This window comes from Bacillus sp. 7894-2 (assembly GCF_002272225.1).
Classification (GTDB): Bacteria; Bacillota; Bacilli; order Bacillales; family Cytobacillaceae; genus Cytobacillus.
In genome coordinates this window covers 21,231-42,760 of record NZ_NPDG01000035.1, presented here as the reverse complement: position 1 = coordinate 42,760, position 21,530 = coordinate 21,231, and the positions used below count along the sequence as shown (strand labels likewise).

The window sequence follows — 21,530 nt, the reverse complement described above, 5'->3', positions numbered from 1 at the left end:
CCTCTGAGTCTAGAAGTGGGGGTCTTACTGCCCGTTAGACTGCGATATTTTAATTACCAGCCAATATCACTTAATGGAATGAAAGTCGGGATCATGCTTCCGTCATATTCTTTCGTGATGAAATCAGCAACATCATCTTCCTGGTAAAGTTCAGCAATTCTCTTAAGCGTTTTGTTATCCTTGTCTTCTGTTCTGACAGCAATGATATTTACATAAGGTGTAGCGGTTTCGCTTTCAATAAACACTGAATCCTTAGTTGGCTTAAAGCCGGCGTCTACGGCAATTCCGTTATTGATGACTGAAGCCGAGACATCCGGAAGGGCACGCGGCGTCTGCGCTGATACCATTTCTACAAATTCAAGGTTCTTCTTGTTTTCAACGATTTTATTCAAGTCCAGATTTCCGTCATAGTCCTCGGATAATTTGATCAGGCCAGATTCCTCCAGTAAAAGAAGGGCTCTACCGCCATTTGAAGCATCATTTGGAATGGCGATCTTGCCGCCTTCCGGAATGTCTTCTACAGATTTTACTTTCTCAGAATAAAGACCCATTGGTGCTAAAACAGTTGTCGCAATCGGTGTAAGATCCATATTATGCTCTTTAATAAAAGTGTCGAAATAAGCGACTGTCTGGAATGCATTCACGTCAAGATCATCTTCTGCGAGGGCGACATTTGGCTGTACATAATCTGAGAATGTCACAACCTCAATTTCAATGCCTTCCTTTTCAGCTTTTTCTGCAATAAAGTCCCAGATGCGTGTATCTGATCCGCTGACACCCAATTTAACCTTCTTAGTTTCTTCCCCGCCAGTTGTGCTTGAGCATGCCGCAATGAACACAGCCAATGCTAAAATAATGAATGATAAAAACAGTTTTTTCATGATGTGTTTCCTCCTAAGTTATCTTCTTCTGATTTTTTTGGATAAGATATTTCCGAATGACTGCAGGCCTTGAACCATGACCACTAAGATTGCAACGGTAATCAGCATGACGGTTGTATCAAATCGCTGATAGCCATATGTAATGGCAAGGTCACCTAGGCCTCCGCCTCCGACTGCCCCGGCCATGGCTGATGCTCCGACCAGACCGATTGTGGCAATGGTGAAACCTAATACCAGCGAACTGAGTGCTTCCGGAATCAGGAATTTAAGGATAATCTGTCCCGGCGTCGCTCCCATTGCTTCTGCCGCTTCAATGACTCCCGGATCAACCTCAAGCAATGAATTCTCTATTAATCTCGCTATGTAGGGTCCTGCATAAAAGACGAGCGGCACTACGGCTGCAGCAGTTCCAATCGATGTTCCGACAATCATCCGGGTGATAGGGATGATGGCTACCATTAAAATGATGAATGGGACTGATCTAAAAATATTAATAATGCTGTTTATGATGTTAAAAACAACGGTGTTTTCCAGCAGATGCCCTTTCCTTGTCACGACAAGCAATATGCCAAGCGGCAGTCCGATAAGAGCTGAAAACAGTAATGAGAATGCCACCATTTGGATTGTTTCAATTAAGGCTTCGATGATTTTTTCCTGATTAACTAGCACGTGATGTCACTTCCTTTATTGAAACTTTTTCCTGGCTGATGTACTGAATAGCACGCCTGATTTCACTGTCCGGACCCTGAAACTCGACAATTAGGTTGCCAAATGGTGTTCCCTGTAGTTCAGTAATATTTCCAAACAGGACGTTGAAATCGATACTAAACTTTTTGGCAACTTGCGAAAGCAGCGGCTGCCCGGCAGAGTTTCCGACAAAGTTGATTCTGAATACCTTTTGAAGCCCCTGCTGTTTTTCAATTACTTGCTTAATGGAGTCAGGTATTTGATCATTCATAACCGTGCTGACAAAGTTTTTCGCTGTTGGAGTTTTTGGTGAGGAAAAGACATTGAAGACGGTTCCTTCTTCAATAATTTTTCCTGCCTCAATGACAGCGACACGATCACAGATCTCCCTGATAACAGACATTTCATGGGTAATGATCAGAATGGTAATGTTGTATTCTTTATTTATTTTTTTCAGCAGCTGCAGGATCGAGCTGGTGGTCTGCGGATCCAGAGCTGAAGTTGCTTCATCACATAATAGAATGGAAGGCTGGGTTGCCAGCGCCCTGGCAATTCCGATCCGCTGCTTTTGCCCGCCTGACAGCTGATCCGGATAACTGTTCGCCTTGTCGGCAAGCCCCACGAATTCTAATAGTTCATGGACACGCTTTTTTATTTCATCCTTAGGGATCTTAGCCAGTGTAAGCGGCATCGCCACATTAGCAAACACGGTTTTCGAGTTTAGAAGGTTAAAGTGCTGAAAGACCATCCCGATGTTTCTTTTCACTTCACGAATTTCTTTTACAGATAAAGCCGTCAAATCATGCCCGTTGACAATGACCTTCCCTGAAGTCGGCTTCTCCAGCCAATTGACACAGCGGATCAAAGAGCTCTTTCCCGCACCACTGAAGCCAATCACTCCGAAAATCTCACCCTTGTTAATCCTTAAATCTATTCCATCCAGAGCAGCTACCTGCTGACCTCCGCTTTCATAGACCTTCTTTAAATTTTGAAACTCTATCATGTTGCATCTCTCCTCTGGTGTGACAGGTACCTATACCAATTTGATAAACTGGTATAGGTACCTGTCACCGCTTTTTAAACAACTATTCCTATATGAAAACTAAGAATTATGCCCTGAAATTTACCCCTTCCATCAGAAGAGGTTTTTTAAAAGTCCCCTCCTTATCTTTCAGGCTTTTTGCCTGCTGGATTTGGCACAGTGCGGTCTGCCTGCTGCCGAAGCTTCATTGGGCCAGGTCCCTCTGCTTCTCTTGATAAGAATTATTCATATGTTTATGAATAGAATCTTGATGTATTTTTCCGCATAAAACAAAAACCCTCTTCTAAAGAAAGAAGAGGGCAGCATTTATCAATGGTCCTCTTCTTATCTTTCAAGCAATGCTTGCTGGATTTGGCACGGTACACTTTTGTCCGCTGCCGAGGTGTCATAGGGCCAGTCCCTCAACCTCTCTTGATAAGAAGATTTTTCATATGCGGTTTTAATATGTTTATTACTTTACCATCTTAAAGAAAAGGAAGTCAATATAATTTTTTAAATATTTTCATTTGGTTAAAAAATGATAGTTAAATCCTATGTGTCTAATACCCTGACTCATGTATAATAATGGAAAAGTGTCATTTTTCATAAAAAGGAGGGACAAAATGATTATGACCGAGAATCCGGCAGATTTATGCGCGGACAAAGTCGAAGCGAGGAATCTGCAGCTGGCCATTCAGCATTCCAGTGACGTGATTGCAAGAGTGACAAAAGAAGGCATTGCTTTATATGTCTCCCCTTCCTGCCTGCCGACACTGGGGTATTCACCGCAGGATTTTCACCGGAGCAGCCTTTACACATACTGCCATCCAAATGACCGGGATCTTCTAAGAGATGCACTGGCCGAGCTCGACCAGCTTCCGCATAATCGGGTGACTTTCCGTTTCAGGCATAAGGAAGGACATTATTTGTGGCTGGAAGCCAATTTTTCAGTCATTAATGACGATAAAGAAATGATGTGCATCATTCGGGATATGACTCAGAGAATTATCATGGAAGAGGAAATTCTTGAAACACAGGAGAAGTACCGTTTTCTGGTGGAGTACTCCAAGGATACGATCGGAATGGTGACTCAAAAGGGGATTTGGACCTATATCAATAATGAAGGGAAGAAGCTCTTCGGGTACACGAGCATCAAAGAGATGATCGGCACCTCCCTCCACGACTACATTCCTCCTTCAGAACATTCCACCCTCGATGAATTTCTGCAAACAAAGCTGAGCGTGAATTTTGAGCTTAATCTGATCCGGACTGACGGACAAATAAGAAAAGCCGAAGTCCAGCTGATTCCAACCACTTTCAAGAACAGAAAGGTCTACCAGATCATTATCAAAGATGTAACCGGACAAAAGAAGACAGAAGAAAAGCTGCAGAATGCTGAAAAGCTTTCCGTGGTAGGTCAGCTTGCAGCAGGCATTGCCCATGAAATCCGCAACCCGCTCACAGCCATAAAAGGCTTTACACAGTTATTATACGAAGAACATAAAGACAATTTCGCAGAAGTCATTCTAAATGAGCTGGAACGTATTGAAGGCATCGTCAATGACCTGCTCGTTCTTGCTAAACCTCAAATAACCGAAATAGAAGAAACATGCCTGACAAACGTAGTAAAAAGTGTGATTACTCTATTGAACAGCCAGGCAGTCATGGAAAATATTCTGATCGAATTAACTCAGTCGCCCGGAGAATTCTTTGTAAAATGTGAAAAAGATAAAATTAAACAGGTGCTGATAAACATCATTAAGAACTCAATGGAAGCCATGCCAATGGGCGGCAAAATAAACGTCGATATCCGCCAGGAGGACCACTCTGTCATCATCACTGTCGAGGATGAAGGAATCGGCATACCGGAAGAACGCCTCGCCAAACTGGGAGAGCCGTTTTACAGCACAAAAGAAAAAGGGACAGGCCTTGGCATCATGATCTGCAAAAAAATCATTAAAAACCACGGAGGAAACCTTTACATCGACAGCAGGGAAAATGAAGGCACAACGGTGCAGATTACTTTGCCGTTTGCCTGAAAAAAGAAGCCAGATGCCTGAGCTGGCTTCTTATTTTTGAAGGATAAATTCCTGTTCCTGCGTCTCATCCCCATTATGAACCCTTTCCTTATAAAAAATTTCATCCTCTGACATCAGCAGCACTGTTGAACTCCTGGTTCCATAGCCATCGCTTTTGATAAATAAAGGAGACAGAATTCTTTCCCATTCAAGAGAAACTCCTGTTTTCGGAAGCCTATCATCCGGGGCAGGGTCTGCATTCCGGAGAAGTGTGAACAGTTCTTCTGTTAAGTTTCCCTCTGCATTATCTAAGAGAGCAGATAAGCCCTCCTTCCCTTTTTTTACCTTCGGCCACTCGGTATCCAGCACATGGTTGCTGACCCCGTACATCCCTGGCTGAAGCTGCTCTATTCGATCCTCCACGTTCGAATAATAAAAGAGCTCATCCAAATTGCCCGCCAGCAGATTGTAGCCGGGATAACTGCTGCGATGTTCAGATGCTCTGTTCATAAAGTCAGCAGGCGAAGCACTGCCCTTCAAAAAATCCGCCACCAAATCTCCTCTCGACATCTTGCCTTCTGTCACTTCATTCGGGTCGCGGTAATTTGTCAGAGCTGCAAATCGTCCATTCTTAGTAACACCCATCCAAGTCCCCATCTTCCTTAGATCTCGGCCAGCAAGAATGTGGGGGTGGTCCTCCCAAAAATGTGCAGGTGCAGTCGGACGCTCGTAAAATTCGTCGCGATTGGCTGCAGCAATGAGCTTATATTTCGGATGAACCTTGTATGCGAAAAGGATTAGACACATGGGGATCCCTGCTTTCGTTTTATTTTCATTATTACTTTACATGCAAATACAGCAAAAAGCCCCTTTCAGAAAAGGAGCTTCCCCATCTTCACGTAACCGTCTCCTCGAGCCGAGCTGCTTTCCTCGCCCTTAAAAACCTTATTGTATTTAAAACAATCGTTTTGGTCACAGCATAAGTAGGAATCGCCAGAATCATGCCAAGAATTCCGGCAAGATTGCCTGCAACCAGCAATAGGATAATGATGGTGGCCGGATGTGTGTTTAAGGTTTTGCCGAGAATCAGCGGCGACAGCACGTTCCCTTCAACCTGCTGGGCAATCACGATGACTACGACAACCAGAAGGGCCTTAGTCGGCGAGTCAAAAAGTGCGACGATTACGGCAGGTGCACCGCCAAGAAATGGTCCGACATAAGGAATGATATTAGTGATGGCCACAATCAGCGCCATAACAAGTGCATAAGGCAGATCAATGATTAAATAACCGATAAATGATAGTGTCCCTACAAACAGCGCCACAGTAATCTGCCCCTGAATGTAAGAAGAAAGGGTTTCGCCTGTTTCCTTAAGGGTTTTAACCCCTTCTTCTCTGTAAGCAACAGGAAGAAACTTCGAAACGGCGGCAGGAAACTTATCGCCATCTTTGAACATATAAAACAACAGGAATGGCACCGTTACAATCGTGATTGCAATATTCGTGACCAGGCTGACAATGCCGGCTACTCCCTGTGTCAAACGGCTTGGGAGCGTATTCGCATAATCCATAATGCGGGCTTCAATTTCTTGTATTGAAATGTAGTCCTGTGCCAAAAACCACTTAAACTCTTCTGTGTTAGACATTGAATTAACAAAGTCTCTTGTCGTTTTCGCATATCCCGGCAGATCATTGAATAATTCAGTAACCTGTCTGCTGATAAGCGGTGCAATGTTGCCAATCACAAGCGTCACTAAACCGATAACAGCTGCATAAATGATTAGAATAGCTGCCGTTCTTGGCACCTTATAGCGCTGCAGCAATCTGACCAGCGGGTTCAATAAGAAATACAGAAATCCCGTTATAATGATTGGAAAAAACAGAGTAGATACAAAGATGCCGACCGGTATAAACAGAAAAGAAATTTTTGTTGATACATAGATGATTGTTAAAATTATCAGTAATTGCAAAGTCCAGTAATGCAGTTTTTTCTTTGCCACATTGTCACCTTTTTCTATGAATAGATTAAATAAAGAATACCATATTCGCTTGTTTACTCCTACGAAGATGCTACTTCTTTTACGAATAGGGATGGAAAAGGTTTCGGAAAAGATGAGAGATTTCTTCTGGACTATCAAATTTCCACAGCAGGGAATATCAATTAAAAAAATAACATTTTTTGGTTTATAACTCCCATAAAACAGGGTATAAAGAACTATATAAATTCCAGGAGTGAACAGACATATGACCACATTAGACATTTTTAAGAAAGAACTCAATCTGCTGACAGTTGAAATGCAGCGCTGTAATAATTCAAGAATAAAAAATCAAATTCTTAGTGATATTCTTCTCATTCAGAGTGCAGTTATAGACATTCTCAAAACTGCTGAGCGAGCTATTCATAAAAAAATTTAACAGAGCCCAAAATGAAAAGAGCCGCTCAGCAGCTCTCTATTCTTTGCCATAAATTAATGAAACTTTTTAACACCAGCAATCCTCACCTTCACACACTACAAAATCATGATACCGGAATAATGTGACCGGATGCATTCAACTTTCTGCCTGTTGGGTTGCTGATGATTATAACAATCCTTTCATTCTCCCTTCCAATCTGTTATTCATACCATTGTTTTTTTCTAACGTATATCTGTAGAAACCTGACCTTTTTAATAAGACAAGGACACCTAATTTGGCAGCCTTATATCAATTAACGTTTGTTTAGCTCAATGTACCTTAAATCAAAATTCGATATAAAAAGGATGAAGTTTTTCGTTTAAACAAAACTCCATTCTTTACTGGAAACTTTCCCCAAGCTTTTGAAATCATTCCGTGTATTTATGTAACAATTTAATTTTTAAATTAAACCGCTTCACTATCCCATTTCTTCTCATCCTGCACAAACAGCAGCCCCAGTTCATGATGGTCACCTTCATAGAGAGCACGCTGAACGAAACGAACCTGCCCGTTCACATCAAAGACCTCGAGCTTGCAATGAGCTCCGTTCTTTTGCAGAGCCTCGTAGAAGCCTTTCTCATCATGGATTTTTACGCCATTGACTTTTGTAACAACCTCTCCCACTCCAAGAAACATTTTATCAGCTGGTGAATCAGGAACTACCCCGAGTACCATGATTCCCTGATTGCGCTTGGAAAAGTAAAACGGCGCCTGATCCTCTGCCATTCTCTGGCGTAGCGAGATGAATTCTCGCCCGATGATCGCAAGTGCAGCTGCACCCACAGCAGCAAGCGGATACCAGTAGCCTGCAGCTGATATCAGCAATAACAGTATGCCAAACACGCTGATTCTTTGTCCAAGCAGAGCTGTTGCCTCTTTAGGAAGCGTGCCTTGGATTCTCTGATGAAATCCGATTGAAAACGGGACAAGAATGAGTGAATACGTTTCACCGCCAATCGGCAGCATTGGCCACCACTCAAACGGCATCTGCAGCGCCTCTCCCGGGATCAATAGAAACACAGGCACCATCCAGATTCTTTTGGACTCGTGTATGCCGATAGTTTGTCCCCTTTTACTCTTTACAAGCCTTGGAGATGTACCTTTCCTACCGTTTCTTATAATCAGGAAGCCTTCTGCAATCACCAAAAGGGCAAGGAGAACAGCGATGGATGGGAAGATGGAAGAGTCAACATCTGATGCCGACTGGGCGAATGACGGCAATGGCCACTTCTGTTCAAAAGCAAACATTGTGGCGAAAAAGGCAAAGCCCAGCGTATAAACTGGCGCCATCCATCTCACTTTTGCCGTTAAGCTCCACAGAAACGTAAGTGCCGCGGTAAACACAATCGTCTCCAACGGCAGAACTATTCCCGCTCCCACCATTACCACGCTTACGGCAAGACCTGCCAGAATCCCCAGCGGAAGAAGCTGCCTCAACTCAAAATAGGCATTTTCTGCACGGACCGAAAAGTCCTTTCGCTCTCGCTTCACACGGGAAATACCTAAAAAGGCTGCCACAAAAAACAGGTAATAAAATACCGGATTCAACAGCAGCTTTCCCGTTCCTTTAAGAAACTCAAAAATCCACTCTTCTATCAAAATTGCCACCAGCCTCTATTTCTAAATTCTCATGAATTATGTAAACAACAGAAAACTCTATTACTCTATATTCTACCAAAAGCACCTTACAAAACCTATTACAATCTCGCTTTAAATAAAAAATAGCAGAAGGAAAAATCCTCCTGCTTCATTCGACAAAATTCGGGTGGTGCCTGTCACTATTTGGCTACATATCTCAAAGCCGTCTGCAGCTGCAGATCGTTCTGCTCTTTTTTCATTTCTTCGATGGCGGCCTGTTCAAGCGCTGCTGCGGTTTTTTTGTCTATTCGGCCGGTTGCTTCAAGCTCTTTTTGCTGCTGAAAGACTTTCACTGCTGCTTCAGTGGAATCATTGAAATAGCCATCTGTCCTGCCCGGAGCATATCCCAGACCCGCCAGAATTCCCTGTGCATTCTTCACCATTTCATTATTCATATCGATTGCCAAAGGCTTCTCCACCTGCAAAGGATGAGTCTGATAGATGTCCGGCTGTTTCACCTCAAGGGTAGGCTTGATTCCTTTGTTATGAATCCAGTTTCCGTCCGGAGTCAGCCATTTAAATAAAGTGAGTTTGATATTACTGCCGTCCCCCATCGGAACAGGCTGCTGAACAGTCCCTTTTCCAAATGATTTCTCACCGATAATGGCATAATCCTCCGCTTCTTTCAGGGCGCCGGCCAGAATCTCCGAGGCAGAGGCACTTCCTTTATCCACAAGAACGGCAATCGGATAGCTTTTTGGATTTTCTAGTGTGGAAAAATATCTCATTTTCTCCCCATTCCGCTTTTCAATCTGCAAATAGGGTTTGTCAGCCGTAACTAATTCCTTCAGGATTTCCTGAACAGAGGTCAGGAGGCCGCCGGGATTTCCGCGCACATCGATAACAAGTCCCTCGATCCCTTCCTGTTCCATTTCACTCAGCTGTTTCGCAAATTCTTTCGATGTATCTTCGGAAAAGGAGGTGATCTCCAGATACCCTACCTCTTTTCCTCTTTCCTTCTTAATTTCTGAGTAAACAGTAATTTGAGGAATCTCATCTCTTTTTACTTTTATCTGGAGAGGCTCCTTCAGACCTTGGCGTGCAACTTCAAGCTCTACTTTCGTACCTTTTTTACCGCGGATTTTCATGGTCGCTTTATATAAATCAAGACCCTTCACACTTTCCCCATCCACTTTTAAGATTTCATCTTTTGGCTTTAACCCCGCTTTTTCAGCCGGTGAATCCTTAAAAGGCGCCACAATAATGATTTTCCCGTCCACCATGCTGACTTCTGCACCGATCCCTTCAAAAGAGGATTCCAATGTATCACTGAATTGTTTTGCCGTTTCTTCATCCATATAAACTGAGTATGGATCTTCGAGGGTTGCAAGCATGCCCTGGATAGCTCCTTCCACAAGCTGCTTTTCCTCTACTTTTTCCACATAGCTATTTAAAATCAGCTGATAGGCTGTTTCCATCTTTTCGACCTTCTCTTGATCAGCTTGTTTTCCGTTTTCCTTGGAATCTATTAATTGATTTGGGGCTCCTGTCTGCGGAGCTTCCTTTGCCAGCCACTGCATGCCTGCATATGTACCGCCAGCCCCTGTCAGCAATGATCCCGTCATCAGCACGGCGATCCACTTTCTGCTCATCGTCATCTCCCTTTCCAGTTTCCTGCGTTTCCTGTATATATTCAGCGTCTGCGGTCTTCCCCGATTTTTAAGTAAATAAAAACAGCCCGCAAAGGGGGCGGGATGTCTTCGCTTATTTCATCCTATGTTAGGTGTGGACGAGTTATGATTTCTTTTGCTTGAGACTTTTTTAAAAACAAACGTCCCATAGGATTAAAGACCCTCTTTTCGGGTAAAAGAAAAGTGGAAGAAGCTAGGCTCCTTCCACTTTCACTATTTTTATAGAGGCACGATGCCAATTGGATTGATTGCATTTGTTTTGCCTGCATTCCAAGAACCTCTGTGAAGTTCGAAGTGCAAATGCTGGCCGTAAGATTGTCCCGTGTTACCCATGATGCCGATTTGCTGGCCTTTAGAAACAGTCTGGCCAGAACCGACAGAACGGCTACTCATGTGGGCATATACAGTAGTATACGTTTGTCCGCCTACAGAGTGGGCAATGAAAATCGCATTTCCATAGCTGCTGGAATAGTATGAACGGATGACAACACCATCAGCTGCCGCCATGATTGGCACTGTACCGCCTGAAGCAATATCTACTCCAAAGTGGTCACCTAATGAACGGTTACCAAAACCGGAAGAAAGTCTTCCTGATGCAGGTCTTGTCCATGCACCGCTAGATACTGAAGGTGCAGATACCTGCGGGCTGTTTGATGTACCGCTGTCAGATGATGAGCTGCTTCCTGCTGATGAAGAACTGCTCTTCTTGGCCGCTTTAGCTGCTTTAGCCGCTTCTGCTGCCGCCTTTTGTTTTGCCAGTTCAGCTTGTCTTGCTGCTTCTGCCTGTCTTTCCTGCTCAAGCTTGATCGCTTTTTGAATTGCCGCTTCCTGCGCTGCAAGAATCTCATTTTCTTCAGACAGTTCAAGCTTGTGGGCATGCATTTCCTCTTCTTTATGCTTTAGGGATGCAAGTAGTTTATCTTTCTCTGCTTTTTGAGCGTTTAAGCTCTTTTTCATGCCTTCAAGCTCGGCACGCATTGTTTCTAAAGAGGCTAGCTCTTCTTTTACCTGATTCTGTTTTTTCTCAAGCTCGTCTTTATCCGCCTGATGCGCTTGTAAAATATCCTGGTCAGCTTCTACGATTGTTGCAACTGCTCCAACGCGTTCAACAAAATCTCCAAAGCTCTGCGCACCCATTAAAACATCAATATAACTCACCATTCCGCCAGTTTCCTGGTAGTTGCGTGCACGGTCTTTTAATAGCTCATTACGCTTTTTGATGCGCTCTACTAATACTTTAATTTCTGCTTCAAGTTTCTCAATTTCCTTTTTAGTATCAGCGATTTCTTGATTCTTTTCTTCAATTTTAGCTAAAGCATCACTAATCGCCTTATCCAGACGCTCAATCTCACTTTGTACAGATTGCTGCTCGCTCTGGTTTTCGCTGATCTTATTATCTGTATCGTTTAATTTCGATTCTACTCCGGAACGCTGTTCGTTAATTTTGTTCTTTTGACTGTTTAAATCGTTTAGTTTATTTGCTGCAGACGCCTTCTCAACAGGCATCCCCACTGTTATGCTGCCAAATCCCAGAACGGCAGCTAATGATAATGTGATGATGGATTTCTTCAATTTCCGATTTCTCCTTTCAATGAACACCATATGTACAGGTTAATCGTTCTATATTTCATCCAAGTCTGAAACGTTTAGCTACTCTGAATCGTCTAATATAATGAAGCTTGAAGGCGCCTGGACAGGTTCCCCCCACCGCAGGGCCTTCTAAGCTGGTTTATACTTTCAGGAACTTTCTGACTGACATCAGGCTTCCCCATACACCAATGAGGGCACCCATCAGGATAAGAAGCCCGGAAATCTGATAGACAAACGGACTAAACTCCAGCAGCTTGACAAAATGTCCTTCAAGCTTTGGCGCTAAGTAATCATAGGCGTAATAGTATGCTGATGAAACAAGCGCAATTGGAATAATGGATCCAAGCAGTCCAAGCCATAAACCTTCAAGGAAGAATGGCCATCTGATGAACGAGTTGGTTGCTCCTACCAATCTCATAATCTCAATTTCGTTTCTTCGTGACATAATCGTAATTTTAATGGTATTGGAAATCAGGAACATGGCAGTAAATAATAAGCCGATAATCAGCACAAGGCCAACATTTCGTCCGGCATTGATAAAGTTGAATAGTTTTTCAACCTGTCCCTGCCCATATTTTACTTTTGCCGCATATTCCATTTTCTCAATCTGCTTTGCAGCTTTCATTGTGTCTGCCGGGTTTTTCGTCTTTACGATAAATACATCGTTCAGCGGATTATCCTGTTCGAACAGTTTGAAGGCTTCGCCTTCTTCACCAAGGCTGTTTATTAAACTATCAAGCTCTTTTTCCTTAGTTGAATATTCAACTGTTTTGACTTCGGGTATTCCTTCGATTTTTTGCCGTAAAACGTCCTGATCCTGCTCATTTGCAGCAACATCGATGTGAACGCGGATTTCCACGTCCTCTTCAATGGTTGTAGCCACCTTGTTGAGATTCATCATAATGACGAAAAATACGCCAACTAAAATGAGGGTTACTGTGACCGCACTTGCCGAAGCAAATGTCATCCAGCCGTTTCGCCCGAGACTTTTAAAACTTTCGCGGAAGTGCCGGCCCAATGTTCTAGCTTTCATAGCCGTAATCACCTCTTTGCTCGTCACGCACAATTCTTCCGCCTTCAATGGCAATAACGCGGTGCTTAATCGTGTTAACAATTTCTTTATTATGAGTTGCCATGACCACAGTCGTTCCTCTCGTGTTGATTTCATCAAAGATGTTCATGATTTCCCATGAGGTATCCGGGTCAAGGTTTCCTGTAGGCTCGTCCGCTATCACGACCTTTGGAGAGTTAACGATTGATCTGGCGATAGAAACACGCTGCTGCTCCCCGCCTGACAGTTCAGTCGGAAGCATTCTTGCCTTATGCTTTAAACCTACAAGGTCCAAAGTTTCCATGACTTGTTTTTTAATATTCTTCGGATGCTCTTCAATAACCTCAAGAGCAAAAGCAACATTCTCATAAACAGTCAAAGTTGGGAGTAGCTTAAAGTCCTGGAAAACAACCCCGATTTTACGGCGCATTAGCGGCACCTTTGCATTCTTCAATGTAGCCAGATTCACTCCGTCAATGGTGATCGTTCCGCTCGAAGGCTTTTCTTCCCGGTACATCATTTTGATAAAAGTGGATTTACCGGCTCCACTCGGTCCTACTACATAAACAAACTCACCTTGCTTAATATGAATATCAATCCCGCTGGCAGCTGTAACGCCATTGGGATATCTCTTATATACGTCTTTCATTTCAATCATGTATATCACCTAGCAATCTAGTGTGTATTAAGAATTAAATAAGCAGACGGCTTTTTTCGCTAAAAAACGACATCCTTTCGACATAGAGGATGACAAAATACTTGTAAATACTGCCTATTTAGCCATCTAAAATTCTCACACAACCCATTATAACATCATAAGTTGTCAAAATAACGGAAAAAATTATTACAGTTTCTTTTCAATCCTGATGATATTGTTACTATCTTCCTGAATTTCTTTAATATTCTAGTGCGTTATTCTCTTAATCGACTGATTTTTCCTTCTTTTTTCATATTGCTTTCACTCGATATTTGTCATAAATTGTGTCAAGTTGTAAATTAACACTTCTTAAAGGTGGGAGTTTTAACTTAAGCCGTAAATTGTACGCTTAGAAAAAAATAAAAACACCCTGCTAAACAGAGCGTTTTTATCTGATCTTATTATTTCTTGCCCGCTAGCCAAGATGCTACAGCAGAAGCTTCTTCTCCCTGAAGCAATCCTTTTGGCATAGCTCCTTTACCGTTAGCTATCGTGTTTTCAATATCTTCCTGTGATAGGTTTGCACCGATCTTATCAAGTGCAGGCCCTACACCGCCTTCAAGATTTGCACCGTGACAGCTTGAACATTTCTGTTCATAAAGCTTTTGTGCATCGCCAGCGTCAGCCGTATCAGTTGTTGTTTCACCGCCGCCGTTTGTCGAAGTGTCCTTGTCTTCAGCAGCATCGTCTCCGCCGCCGCAGGCTGCAAGAACTAAAGATGTACCCATCAGTAGTGCTAATAGCTTCTTCTTCACCTATAATTCCCCCTCAGGAAAAAATACTAAGTACAGCTATATTATACCAACTCTACGCTCGTTTGAAACCCTCGCCCAACACCTCAGAAGCATCCGCAACTATGATAAATGCTGTAGGATCAATGGTTTGAACCAGTTGTTTCAATTTTGTGAACTCCGTCTGATCCACCACACACATCAGGACCGGACGTTCATGGTCGGTATAACCACCGTATGCTGATAGTTTTGTCACACCACGGTCAATTTTATTCAAAATTCCTTCACGAACTTCACTTTGTTTTTCAGTAATGATTAAAGCCATCTTTGTCCGGCTGAATCCAAGCTGTATGAGATCGATTGTTTTGCTTGTTACATATAAAGCAATCAAGGCATACAGCCCCTGCTCTATATCAAAAATAATTGCAGCGGACAACACGATCAATCCATCGATTATCGCAACACAAGTGCCAAGAGACAAACCTGTATATTTGTTAATAATCTGTGCTGCAAGGTCTGTCCCTCCTGTAGATGCTTTACCCCTGAAAACAATTCCTAAACCAAGGCCGACGCCAATTCCGCCAAACAGAGATGCGAGCAGCGGGTCGGATGTCCATGGCTCATATTCCTTTGTCAGAAAAACAACAAACGGCAGGAAAATAGTCCCGGCCAGAGTCTTTGCTCCAAATTGTTTTCCAAGCAGCAGCACACCAGCAATAAAAAGCGGTATATTAAATGCCCACTGTACATAAGCAGGCTCCCAGCCAACAACTGCATCCAGGATCGTACTGATCCCGCTTACCCCGCCTGATGCAATCCGATTGGGAAGCAAGAACACATTAAACGCGACCGCTACAATACCTGACCCTATCAAAACGTATAAATACTCCAGCATTCGCTCCGCTTTTGTACTATAAGTATATCCTCTTCTATATTTGCCCATTTCTTCTCCCTCCGGTGTCCCCGATCTATGCACAAGCTGATATTCCATTTTTACCGTCAGTGAGTATAGCATGGAGTTTGTGGCCTGTAAATGCCATTGAACTGCCGTATTAAAGGACTATCCTCTGCCTTTTCATTATGTTGCGATAAAAGCGTTCAATTTATCATGCATTATTAATGTGTGAAATGTTTATGAACTTTGTGGAAGAATACTCCCAGGCCGCCTTCTCATCAGCATGAAATGCAGTGGCATGTGGTATAATGTCGAAAAGGAGGTGAGAAAGTTGGAGAAGATTCTTAATGAAATTTTAAGTACATTGAGGGACCATTCAAAGAGGTTTGATTCAATTGATAAGAGGTTTGATTCGATTGACCATGAAATCTCTGATGTTAAAAGCAGACTTGGGAATGTTGAGAACAGGCTTGGGAATGTTGAAAGCAGAATGGAGAATGTTGAGAACAGGCTTGGGAATGTTGAAAATAGAATTGAGAATGTTGAGAACAGGCTTGGGAATGTTGAAAGCAGAATGGAGAATGTCGAGAACAGGCTTGGGAATGTTGAAAATAAAATTGAAGTACTGTCTGAACAGATTGAGAACAATGCGACCGAATTCAGAAGCCATTTTAAGCATATTGAAACAAAGCTGGATCAGCATGAAGAGACTTTCCATGTAATTTCAGATACATTGATGGGTACAAAAATTGATATAGAACATCTTAGTAAAAAAAGCGGAGTCCACGAAACTGAAATAAACCAGCTCAAAAAACGCATCCACTCCTAGAGCACTCCCCATTCACCGGCTAGCTCAGTTAAAATTCCATAAAAAAATAAGCCTATGCCGGTAACATGCCAGCATAGGCTTTCTTGCATTTAATCCTGAGGCAAAATCAATTTTGAGCACAAAAACATAAATAACTCATTACTTGCTAAATACCCTATAACCAAAACTTCTAAAGGAATAAATCACTGCCAACCTCAAAAATATAATAAATCCCATATAGTACACTTGCAACTGAAGAGACCCTTATAAGATTTAAGTGTATTTTCTTTTGAGCTTGAGAAGTGATTAAAAAGGGCAACCCAAGAACAGTAGTAAAGAGAAGCATTCCAATAATTGTTCCTGCTCCAAAAATGAGGATAAAAAGAAAAGCTTGCAACTCTGTTTGAGCCTGTGCAGTTGTTAATAGAACTAAAGCTGCACTGCCAGCCAGACCATGAATCCCACCAATGATAAAAGACTTCTTGTGATAATGCTTTGTGTTCAGCCTTTGCTGTTTATTGTCCTTAAAGCCAGTAAAGCCAAGATATATAAGCATTATGCCCACTGCCAATTCAAGAGAAAGAGCAAGAGGGCCAGGAATATGCTGATTAAGTGCTATAACCGTTACCCCAAATAACAGGAGCATTAACGTGTGGCCCAGCCCCCAGAAAACACCTGAGAGCGAAGAGCGAACCAAGCGCTTTGTCTGGCTTGCAATTGTTGAAACCGCGATAATGTGATCGGGCTCTGTTGAATGTTTTATTCCTAATGTGAAACCAAGCAATAATATAGAAAGTAATCCGCTTTCAAGCATCTAAATTCCCCCAGCGGCAAAATTCTGCCTTTCCCTCTCCAATACAGTTAAGTTCCTTCATTATAAAGCTGTTCCTTCCAGCAATTTATTCATACTTCCGCTTTTATATCCAGCCAGGTCCATAGCTGTATATTTAAATCCAATCAATTTTAATTGCTCAGAGATTTCTTTATGATACTTTAAGAGTTCATTCATATCTGACGGATCAACTTCGATTCTTGCAATTTCATTGTGAACTCTGACACGGACCTGCTTGATTCCAAATCCCTTAATAAACTGCTCGGCCTCATCAACTTTCCTCAACTTCTCAATTGTGATTTTTTCACCATATGCTATTCTGGAGGATAAACATGCGAGTGAGGGTTTGTCCCATGTATCAAGTCCCAGCTCCTTGGAACGAATCCTGATATCTTCTTTCGTTATATCAGCCTCGGCCAGAGGGCCTCTTACATTCTTTTCAATAGCAGCCTTTACACCAGGGCGATGTTCTCCTAAATCATCTTTAATGAGACCAAAAGTCAAGTTATGATACCCTTTTTCAATCATAATTGGATACAAATTTTCAAACAGTCCCTTTTTACAGTAATAGCATCTGTTTGAATCATTTTCCGAATATCCGGGAATGGAGAGTTCTGACATCTTAATAATTTGATGTGGGGCATCAATGGCATTGGCGATTCGAATAGTTTCTTCCAGCTCGGAAGGAGGAAAAGATTCCGAGTCGGCTGTAATAGCAAGCACATTTTCTTTACCTAAGGTATCTAAAGCCACCTTTAATAAGTAGGTACTATCTACCCCTCCCGAAAATGCAATAATAATCCGCTCCATCTTTGAAAGTATTTCCTTCAGCTTTTGTTCTTTGACTAAACTGTTATGTATATTCATTTGGACACTTCCCCCTCCTGTTATTGTTCTCCGATCACAAACCTGACAACATTTGGGTGGGATTTGAAATCCTTTGACCCTGCGCCATATCCTATTTTCTGAACTTTCATGGAAGGCATGTTCCCGAACTCATTAGCCAGGGTACGGACAATGGCAGCACCAGTAGGTGTCGTCAATTCACTTTGAATGTCAGTTTTCCGCAATGGAATATCTTTTAGAATTTCCAATGTTGCCGGGGCTGGCACAGGATAAAGGCCATGAGCAATTTTGATATATCCATTTCCTGCAGCAACCGGAGTACAGACTACCTTTTCAATGTTTAATGTATTGTAAGCAATTGCGGTACCTATAATATCAATCATCGAATCTACACCTCCAACTTCGTGGAAATGCACCTTTTCGAGAGTGCTGTCATGTATTTTTGCCTCTGCTGACCCTATCGTTTCAAACATTTTTAGGGCCGTTTCTTTTTCTGCCTCTTCAAGGTCAGACTCTTCAATTGCTTTTTTTATGTGTGTATAGTGGCGGTGTGAGTGTTTTTCTTCTTCTGTATGAATGACTAATTCCGTACTGGAGATCCCCTTCTTTACAACCTTTTTTGTCCCTAGCGAAAACTCTTCCTTAATTACAGATTTAAGCTTTCTTTCTACAATTGATAAATCAACGCCCAATTCTGTGAAGGCTGCCAGAGACATATCTCCAGCAATGCCGGAAATACCACAATCTATAAATAATATGTTCATTACATTTACCCCGCTTTGTTTTTATGTTCAGACTCTTAGCATCAAAGAAGCTGAGTAGCCCGCACCAAATCCATTGTCTATATTCACCACCGTTACGCCGGAAGCGCATGTGTTAAGCATGCTTAACAAAGATGTAATGCCATTTAAGTGTGCACCATATCCTATGCTGGTCGGAACCGCTATAACAGGAGTGGAAACCAATCCCCCGACTACACTGGGAAGTGCACCTTCCATTCCCGCTACAACAATCAATACATCACACTTTTTAATCTCGTCAATTTGCGCAAATAAACGATGAATCCCCGCTACTCCAATATCATAAAAACTTTCGTAATGGTGTCCCATAGCTTCAATCGTCACTTCTGCCTCCCGGGCCACAGGAATGTCAGAAGTCCCTGCACAGATAACCCCAATTTTCTTCTCCGTCTTCAGTTCATAATCCTCAGGCTTATACAAAAGTGTTCTGCCGGATGAATCATATACAGCTCCATCCACCTGCCTGCATACTTCTTCTGCAGATTTTGGGTCAACCCTTGTAGCTAAAACCGTATTCCCCTTATAAACCAAATGCTTAAATATATGTAAAATTTGTTCTGTGGTTTTGCCTGCCCCAAAGATAACCTCAGGAAATCCTTGTCTGAATTCACGCTCATCGTCCACTTTGGCAAATCCGTAATCTGTAAAGCCCTTCAATTGTTCCTCAGCTTCCTCAATTGAAAGATGGCCATTTTTTAATTGTGCTAAAATATGTGTAGTATAAGATTGCATTCATTTCTTCCTTTCTTTTCTTCATCTAAAATATATACCAGCTAAAGGAGGCTCGTAAAAAATGCAGCATGGCCAAGAGCATACTGATCATGACATGGTTAAAATTGAAGTAAATCTGGACGACATTTCTGGAGAATGGCTGGGACATGTTATGGACTTATTGTTTCAATCCGGGGCCAATGATGTCTTTTATATTCCGATATACATGAAGAAAAATCGGCCGGGTACCATGCTCCAGGTTTTGTGTGAAAACAAGAAAAAATCCGAGATGATGAATATCATTTTTAGAGAAACCACCACATTGGGCGTGCGATACTACCCGCTTTCAGTAAATCGGCTTGGCCGGAAATTTCGAAAGGTCGAAACACCATGGGGGACTGTCTCTGTTAAAGAGGGGCTGATGCAAGGTGAAATTGTTCAGCAAGCCCCGGAATTCAGTGATTGCAAAGCTATATCTGAGCAATACGGAATCCCATTAAAATTGGTTTTTCAAGAGGTTTGGAAGCGGCTAAAATAAATCTAAATCAACTAATCCAACAATCTGGCAAAAGGACCTCTGCCTATCCTAATGGCAGGTCCTTTTGACTTGAATTAAGCTTCCGAAACTGCCAATGATTCAAGAATTTATTAATTCAGAAAATCCCTTTGCCTTTTCAGTCAGTTTTAAATAATCCTCATCCTTATTTAGATTCTTTGCATTTACTAACGAACTGCCTACTCCTGCGGCAACTGCCCCCGCTTTTAAATATTCCCGGACATTTTTGACATCAATACCCCCGGTTGGCATCAGCGGAACATGTGGAAGCGGCCCCTGCAGGCTTTTGAAATAAGAAACACCCATGACATCGGCTGGGAACACCTTAATAAGATCTCCGCCATTTTCATAGGCTGTCAGGATTTCAGTTGGTGTAAGGGCACCAGGGATACTGAGGACACCGTAACGTTTTGCCAGTTTAATGGTTTCCTTATTAACGATTGGCGAAAATATGAACTCCGCTCCAGACATAATGACTGCACGCGCTGTTTCAGGATCCAGCACGGTCCCTGCCCCTACAATTGTCTGGTTTCCAAACTCTTCTTTTACTTTTTCTATTAATGAGCATACTTTTGGTGTTTCTACTGTTATCTCAAATGTGCTGACACCGCCGGCCAGCAGCGCATGAGCAATGGGCAAAATCTGATCCTGACGTGCACCGCGAATAACAGCAACAATCTTGCTCTTCTTTAAATCTTCTAACGTGCTCACTGATTTCCCTCCTTTTTATCTCGTAACATCTTCCAGATTGCCTTTCATAAATGACACAAGATCAGATCGAGTTGGCAAGCCTTCTGCATCTCCATTCACCATTGTTACCATTGCTCCCATCGCGTTGCCCTGCAGTACTGCTTCTTCAAGCATTTTTCCTTCCAGCAGTCCTGAAAGGACACCTGCAGCAAATGCATCACCCGCTCCAACAGGATCGATTACCCGCTCAACCGTAAAGCCTGGGATTTTCTTCACCAAACCCGATGAAGATGATATTAGCGACCCTTCTTTTCCCAATTTCATAATGACTGTTTCAATCCCAAGATCATGAAATTTCTCTACATATTCCTCAGGTGAAAATGTGCCGAACAGAAACTCTGCTTCCGAAATGCCAGGAAGGACTATATCACTTTCAGAAGCATATTTTTTCAAAAATTGCCGTGCTTCTTCTTCATCACGCCAAATTTTCAAACGGAGATTGGGATCAAAAACAATTTTCGTCCCATTTCCTTTTGCTATCCGGATTGCCTTTTCAAGCATCTCCCGGCATGAGAGGCTTAGTCCTGGCGTAATGCCTGTAAGATGAAGATATTCAGCATCTAAAATGGACTCATCCAAAAGCCAGTCGGCATTCATTCTGCTAGCCGCAGAATCTTTTCTATAATAATAGACACGCGTGTCATTCAAGCGCCTGAACTCTTTAAAAAATACGCCTGTCGGCGCAGTTTGATCGCGCGTCACATAGGAAACATCCACTCCTTCGCCGCGGATGAATGACAGCATAGCATCACCGAATTCGTCCTCCCCAAGACGGCTGATCCATCTCGAACGATGTCCGAGACGGCTCAATCCGATGGCGACATTGGATTCTGCCCCGCCAAATTTCATTGAAAAAGAATGGGCATGGCGAAGCATGCCCTCCTCATTCGGTGTAAAAAGAGCCATCGTTTCCCCGATTGTTACAACATCCATG

Annotated in this window: 22 protein-coding genes and 2 riboswitches; of the genes, 4 read left to right on the top strand and 18 right to left on the bottom strand. The window is 42.6% G+C overall.

Translation table 11 applies throughout. The features are described 5' to 3' along the window. Positions 1–53 precede the first annotated feature (53 nt). The 3 genes from CHI10_RS06350 to CHI10_RS06340 are packed head-to-tail and all read right to left on the bottom strand — an operon-like array spanning position 54 to position 2,571. Positions 54–881 (bottom strand): MetQ/NlpA family ABC transporter substrate-binding protein, encoded by an 828-nt coding sequence (locus CHI10_RS06350; RefSeq protein ID WP_095243472.1) that lies wholly within the window; start codon positions 879–881, stop codon positions 54–56. An 18-nt stretch (positions 882–899) separates the two neighbouring features. Continuing rightward, positions 900–1,550 (bottom strand): methionine ABC transporter permease, encoded by a 651-nt coding sequence (locus CHI10_RS06345; protein WP_095243471.1) that lies wholly within the window; start codon positions 1,548–1,550, stop codon positions 900–902. Continuing rightward, positions 1,540–2,571 (bottom strand): methionine ABC transporter ATP-binding protein, encoded by a 1,032-nt coding sequence (locus CHI10_RS06340; RefSeq protein WP_095243470.1) that lies wholly within the window; start codon positions 2,569–2,571, stop codon positions 1,540–1,542. Before CHI10_RS06340 ends, CHI10_RS06345 begins: the two co-directional genes overlap by 11 nt. A gap of 158 nt (positions 2,572–2,729) precedes the next feature. Beyond that, positions 2,730–2,831: riboswitch (SAM riboswitch) on the bottom strand. Between the two features lie 100 nt (positions 2,832–2,931). Then, positions 2,932–3,031, bottom strand: a riboswitch (SAM riboswitch). Between the two features lie 181 nt (positions 3,032–3,212). Here CHI10_RS06340 and CHI10_RS06335 point away from each other — a divergent pair. Beyond that, positions 3,213–4,628, top strand: a complete 1,416-nt coding sequence (locus CHI10_RS06335) for a PAS domain-containing sensor histidine kinase (RefSeq protein ID WP_095243469.1) — start codon at positions 3,213–3,215, stop codon at positions 4,626–4,628. A 30-nt stretch (positions 4,629–4,658) separates the two neighbouring features. Here CHI10_RS06335 and CHI10_RS06330 read toward each other — a convergent pair whose 3' ends face one another. Then, positions 4,659–5,414 (bottom strand): NRDE family protein, encoded by a 756-nt coding sequence (locus CHI10_RS06330; RefSeq protein WP_095243468.1) that lies wholly within the window; start codon positions 5,412–5,414, stop codon positions 4,659–4,661. A gap of 88 nt (positions 5,415–5,502) precedes the next feature. Further along, positions 5,503–6,606: an AI-2E family transporter gene (locus tag CHI10_RS06325; protein WP_095243467.1), complete on the bottom strand. Its 1,104-nt coding sequence runs from the start codon at positions 6,604–6,606 to the stop codon at positions 5,503–5,505. A gap of 244 nt (positions 6,607–6,850) precedes the next feature. Between CHI10_RS06325 and CHI10_RS22245 the strand changes: the two genes are divergently transcribed. After that, positions 6,851–7,021 carry a hypothetical protein gene (locus tag CHI10_RS22245; RefSeq protein ID WP_179288967.1) on the top strand — a complete coding sequence of 57 codons (171 nt, stop codon included), beginning with the start codon at positions 6,851–6,853 and terminating at the stop codon, positions 7,019–7,021. Between the two features lie 444 nt (positions 7,022–7,465). On the opposite strand, the gene CHI10_RS06320 is transcribed toward CHI10_RS22245, so the two are convergent. The 7 genes from CHI10_RS06320 to CHI10_RS06290 form a co-directional block, all read right to left on the bottom strand. Continuing rightward, a complete protein-coding gene (locus CHI10_RS06320) occupies positions 7,466–8,659 on the bottom strand; it encodes a PDZ domain-containing protein (protein ID WP_095243466.1) in 1,194 nt (397 codons plus the stop codon). 179 nt (positions 8,660–8,838) lie between these two features. After that, on the bottom strand, positions 8,839–10,290 hold the full coding sequence (locus tag CHI10_RS06315; RefSeq protein ID WP_095243465.1) for a S41 family peptidase: 1,452 nt from the start codon (positions 10,288–10,290) through the stop codon (positions 8,839–8,841). Between the two features lie 258 nt (positions 10,291–10,548). Continuing rightward, entirely contained in the window at positions 10,549–11,901 is a 1,353-nt protein-coding gene (locus tag CHI10_RS06310; protein WP_095243464.1) for a murein hydrolase activator EnvC family protein, read from the bottom strand. Positions 11,902–12,058: 157 nt separating this feature from the next. After that, positions 12,059–12,952: a permease-like cell division protein FtsX gene (gene ftsX / locus CHI10_RS06305; RefSeq protein WP_095243463.1), complete on the bottom strand. Its 894-nt coding sequence runs from the start codon at positions 12,950–12,952 to the stop codon at positions 12,059–12,061. Continuing rightward, complete coding sequence (gene ftsE / locus CHI10_RS06300) at positions 12,942–13,628, bottom strand: cell division ATP-binding protein FtsE (protein WP_048009813.1); 687 nt, start codon at positions 13,626–13,628, stop codon at positions 12,942–12,944. The genes ftsX and ftsE overlap by 11 nt, the downstream gene beginning before the upstream one ends. A 440-nt stretch (positions 13,629–14,068) precedes the next feature. Then, a complete protein-coding gene (cccB, locus tag CHI10_RS06295) occupies positions 14,069–14,422 on the bottom strand; it encodes a cytochrome c551 (RefSeq protein WP_048009814.1) in 354 nt (117 codons plus the stop codon). Between the two features lie 52 nt (positions 14,423–14,474). After that, positions 14,475–15,341 (bottom strand): YitT family protein, encoded by an 867-nt coding sequence (locus CHI10_RS06290; RefSeq protein ID WP_095243462.1) that lies wholly within the window; start codon positions 15,339–15,341, stop codon positions 14,475–14,477. 283 nt (positions 15,342–15,624) lie between these two features. On the opposite strand from CHI10_RS06290, the gene CHI10_RS06285 reads away from it, so the two are divergent. Then, the gene (locus tag CHI10_RS06285) at positions 15,625–16,122 is read left to right on the top strand and encodes a coiled-coil domain-containing protein (protein ID WP_095243461.1); all 498 of its coding nucleotides are present in this window, start codon (positions 15,625–15,627) and stop codon (positions 16,120–16,122) included. A gap of 169 nt (positions 16,123–16,291) precedes the next feature. Here CHI10_RS06285 and CHI10_RS06280 read toward each other — a convergent pair whose 3' ends face one another. From CHI10_RS06280 to larB, 4 genes are read right to left on the bottom strand one after another with little or no spacing between them, the layout of a single operon-like run. Continuing rightward, positions 16,292–16,915 (bottom strand): HoxN/HupN/NixA family nickel/cobalt transporter, encoded by a 624-nt coding sequence (locus CHI10_RS06280; protein WP_095243460.1) that lies wholly within the window; start codon positions 16,913–16,915, stop codon positions 16,292–16,294. A gap of 60 nt (positions 16,916–16,975) precedes the next feature. Further along, the gene (gene larE, locus CHI10_RS06275; protein ID WP_095243459.1) at positions 16,976–17,800 is read right to left on the bottom strand and encodes an ATP-dependent sacrificial sulfur transferase LarE; all 825 of its coding nucleotides are present in this window, start codon (positions 17,798–17,800) and stop codon (positions 16,976–16,978) included. A 20-nt stretch (positions 17,801–17,820) separates the two neighbouring features. Next, positions 17,821–18,543, bottom strand: a complete 723-nt coding sequence (gene larC / locus CHI10_RS06270; protein ID WP_048009819.1) for a nickel pincer cofactor biosynthesis protein LarC — start codon at positions 18,541–18,543, stop codon at positions 17,821–17,823. A gap of 27 nt (positions 18,544–18,570) precedes the next feature. After that, positions 18,571–19,311, bottom strand: a complete 741-nt coding sequence (gene larB, locus CHI10_RS06265; RefSeq protein WP_048009820.1) for a nickel pincer cofactor biosynthesis protein LarB — start codon at positions 19,309–19,311, stop codon at positions 18,571–18,573. A gap of 61 nt (positions 19,312–19,372) precedes the next feature. On the opposite strand from larB, the gene larC2 reads away from it, so the two are divergent. Further along, entirely contained in the window at positions 19,373–19,828 is a 456-nt protein-coding gene (larC2, locus tag CHI10_RS06260; RefSeq protein WP_095243458.1) for a nickel pincer cofactor biosynthesis protein LarC2, read from the top strand. Between the two features lie 99 nt (positions 19,829–19,927). On the opposite strand, the gene CHI10_RS06255 is transcribed toward larC2, so the two are convergent. Together CHI10_RS06255 and CHI10_RS06250 are read right to left on the bottom strand one after the other, a co-directional pair. Then, positions 19,928–20,557 (bottom strand): bifunctional 4-hydroxy-2-oxoglutarate aldolase/2-dehydro-3-deoxy-phosphogluconate aldolase, encoded by a 630-nt coding sequence (locus CHI10_RS06255; protein WP_095243457.1) that lies wholly within the window; start codon positions 20,555–20,557, stop codon positions 19,928–19,930. A 15-nt stretch (positions 20,558–20,572) separates the two neighbouring features. Further along, complete coding sequence (locus CHI10_RS06250; protein ID WP_095243456.1) at positions 20,573–21,529, bottom strand: sugar kinase; 957 nt, start codon at positions 21,527–21,529, stop codon at positions 20,573–20,575. Position 21,530 lies beyond the last annotated feature (1 nt).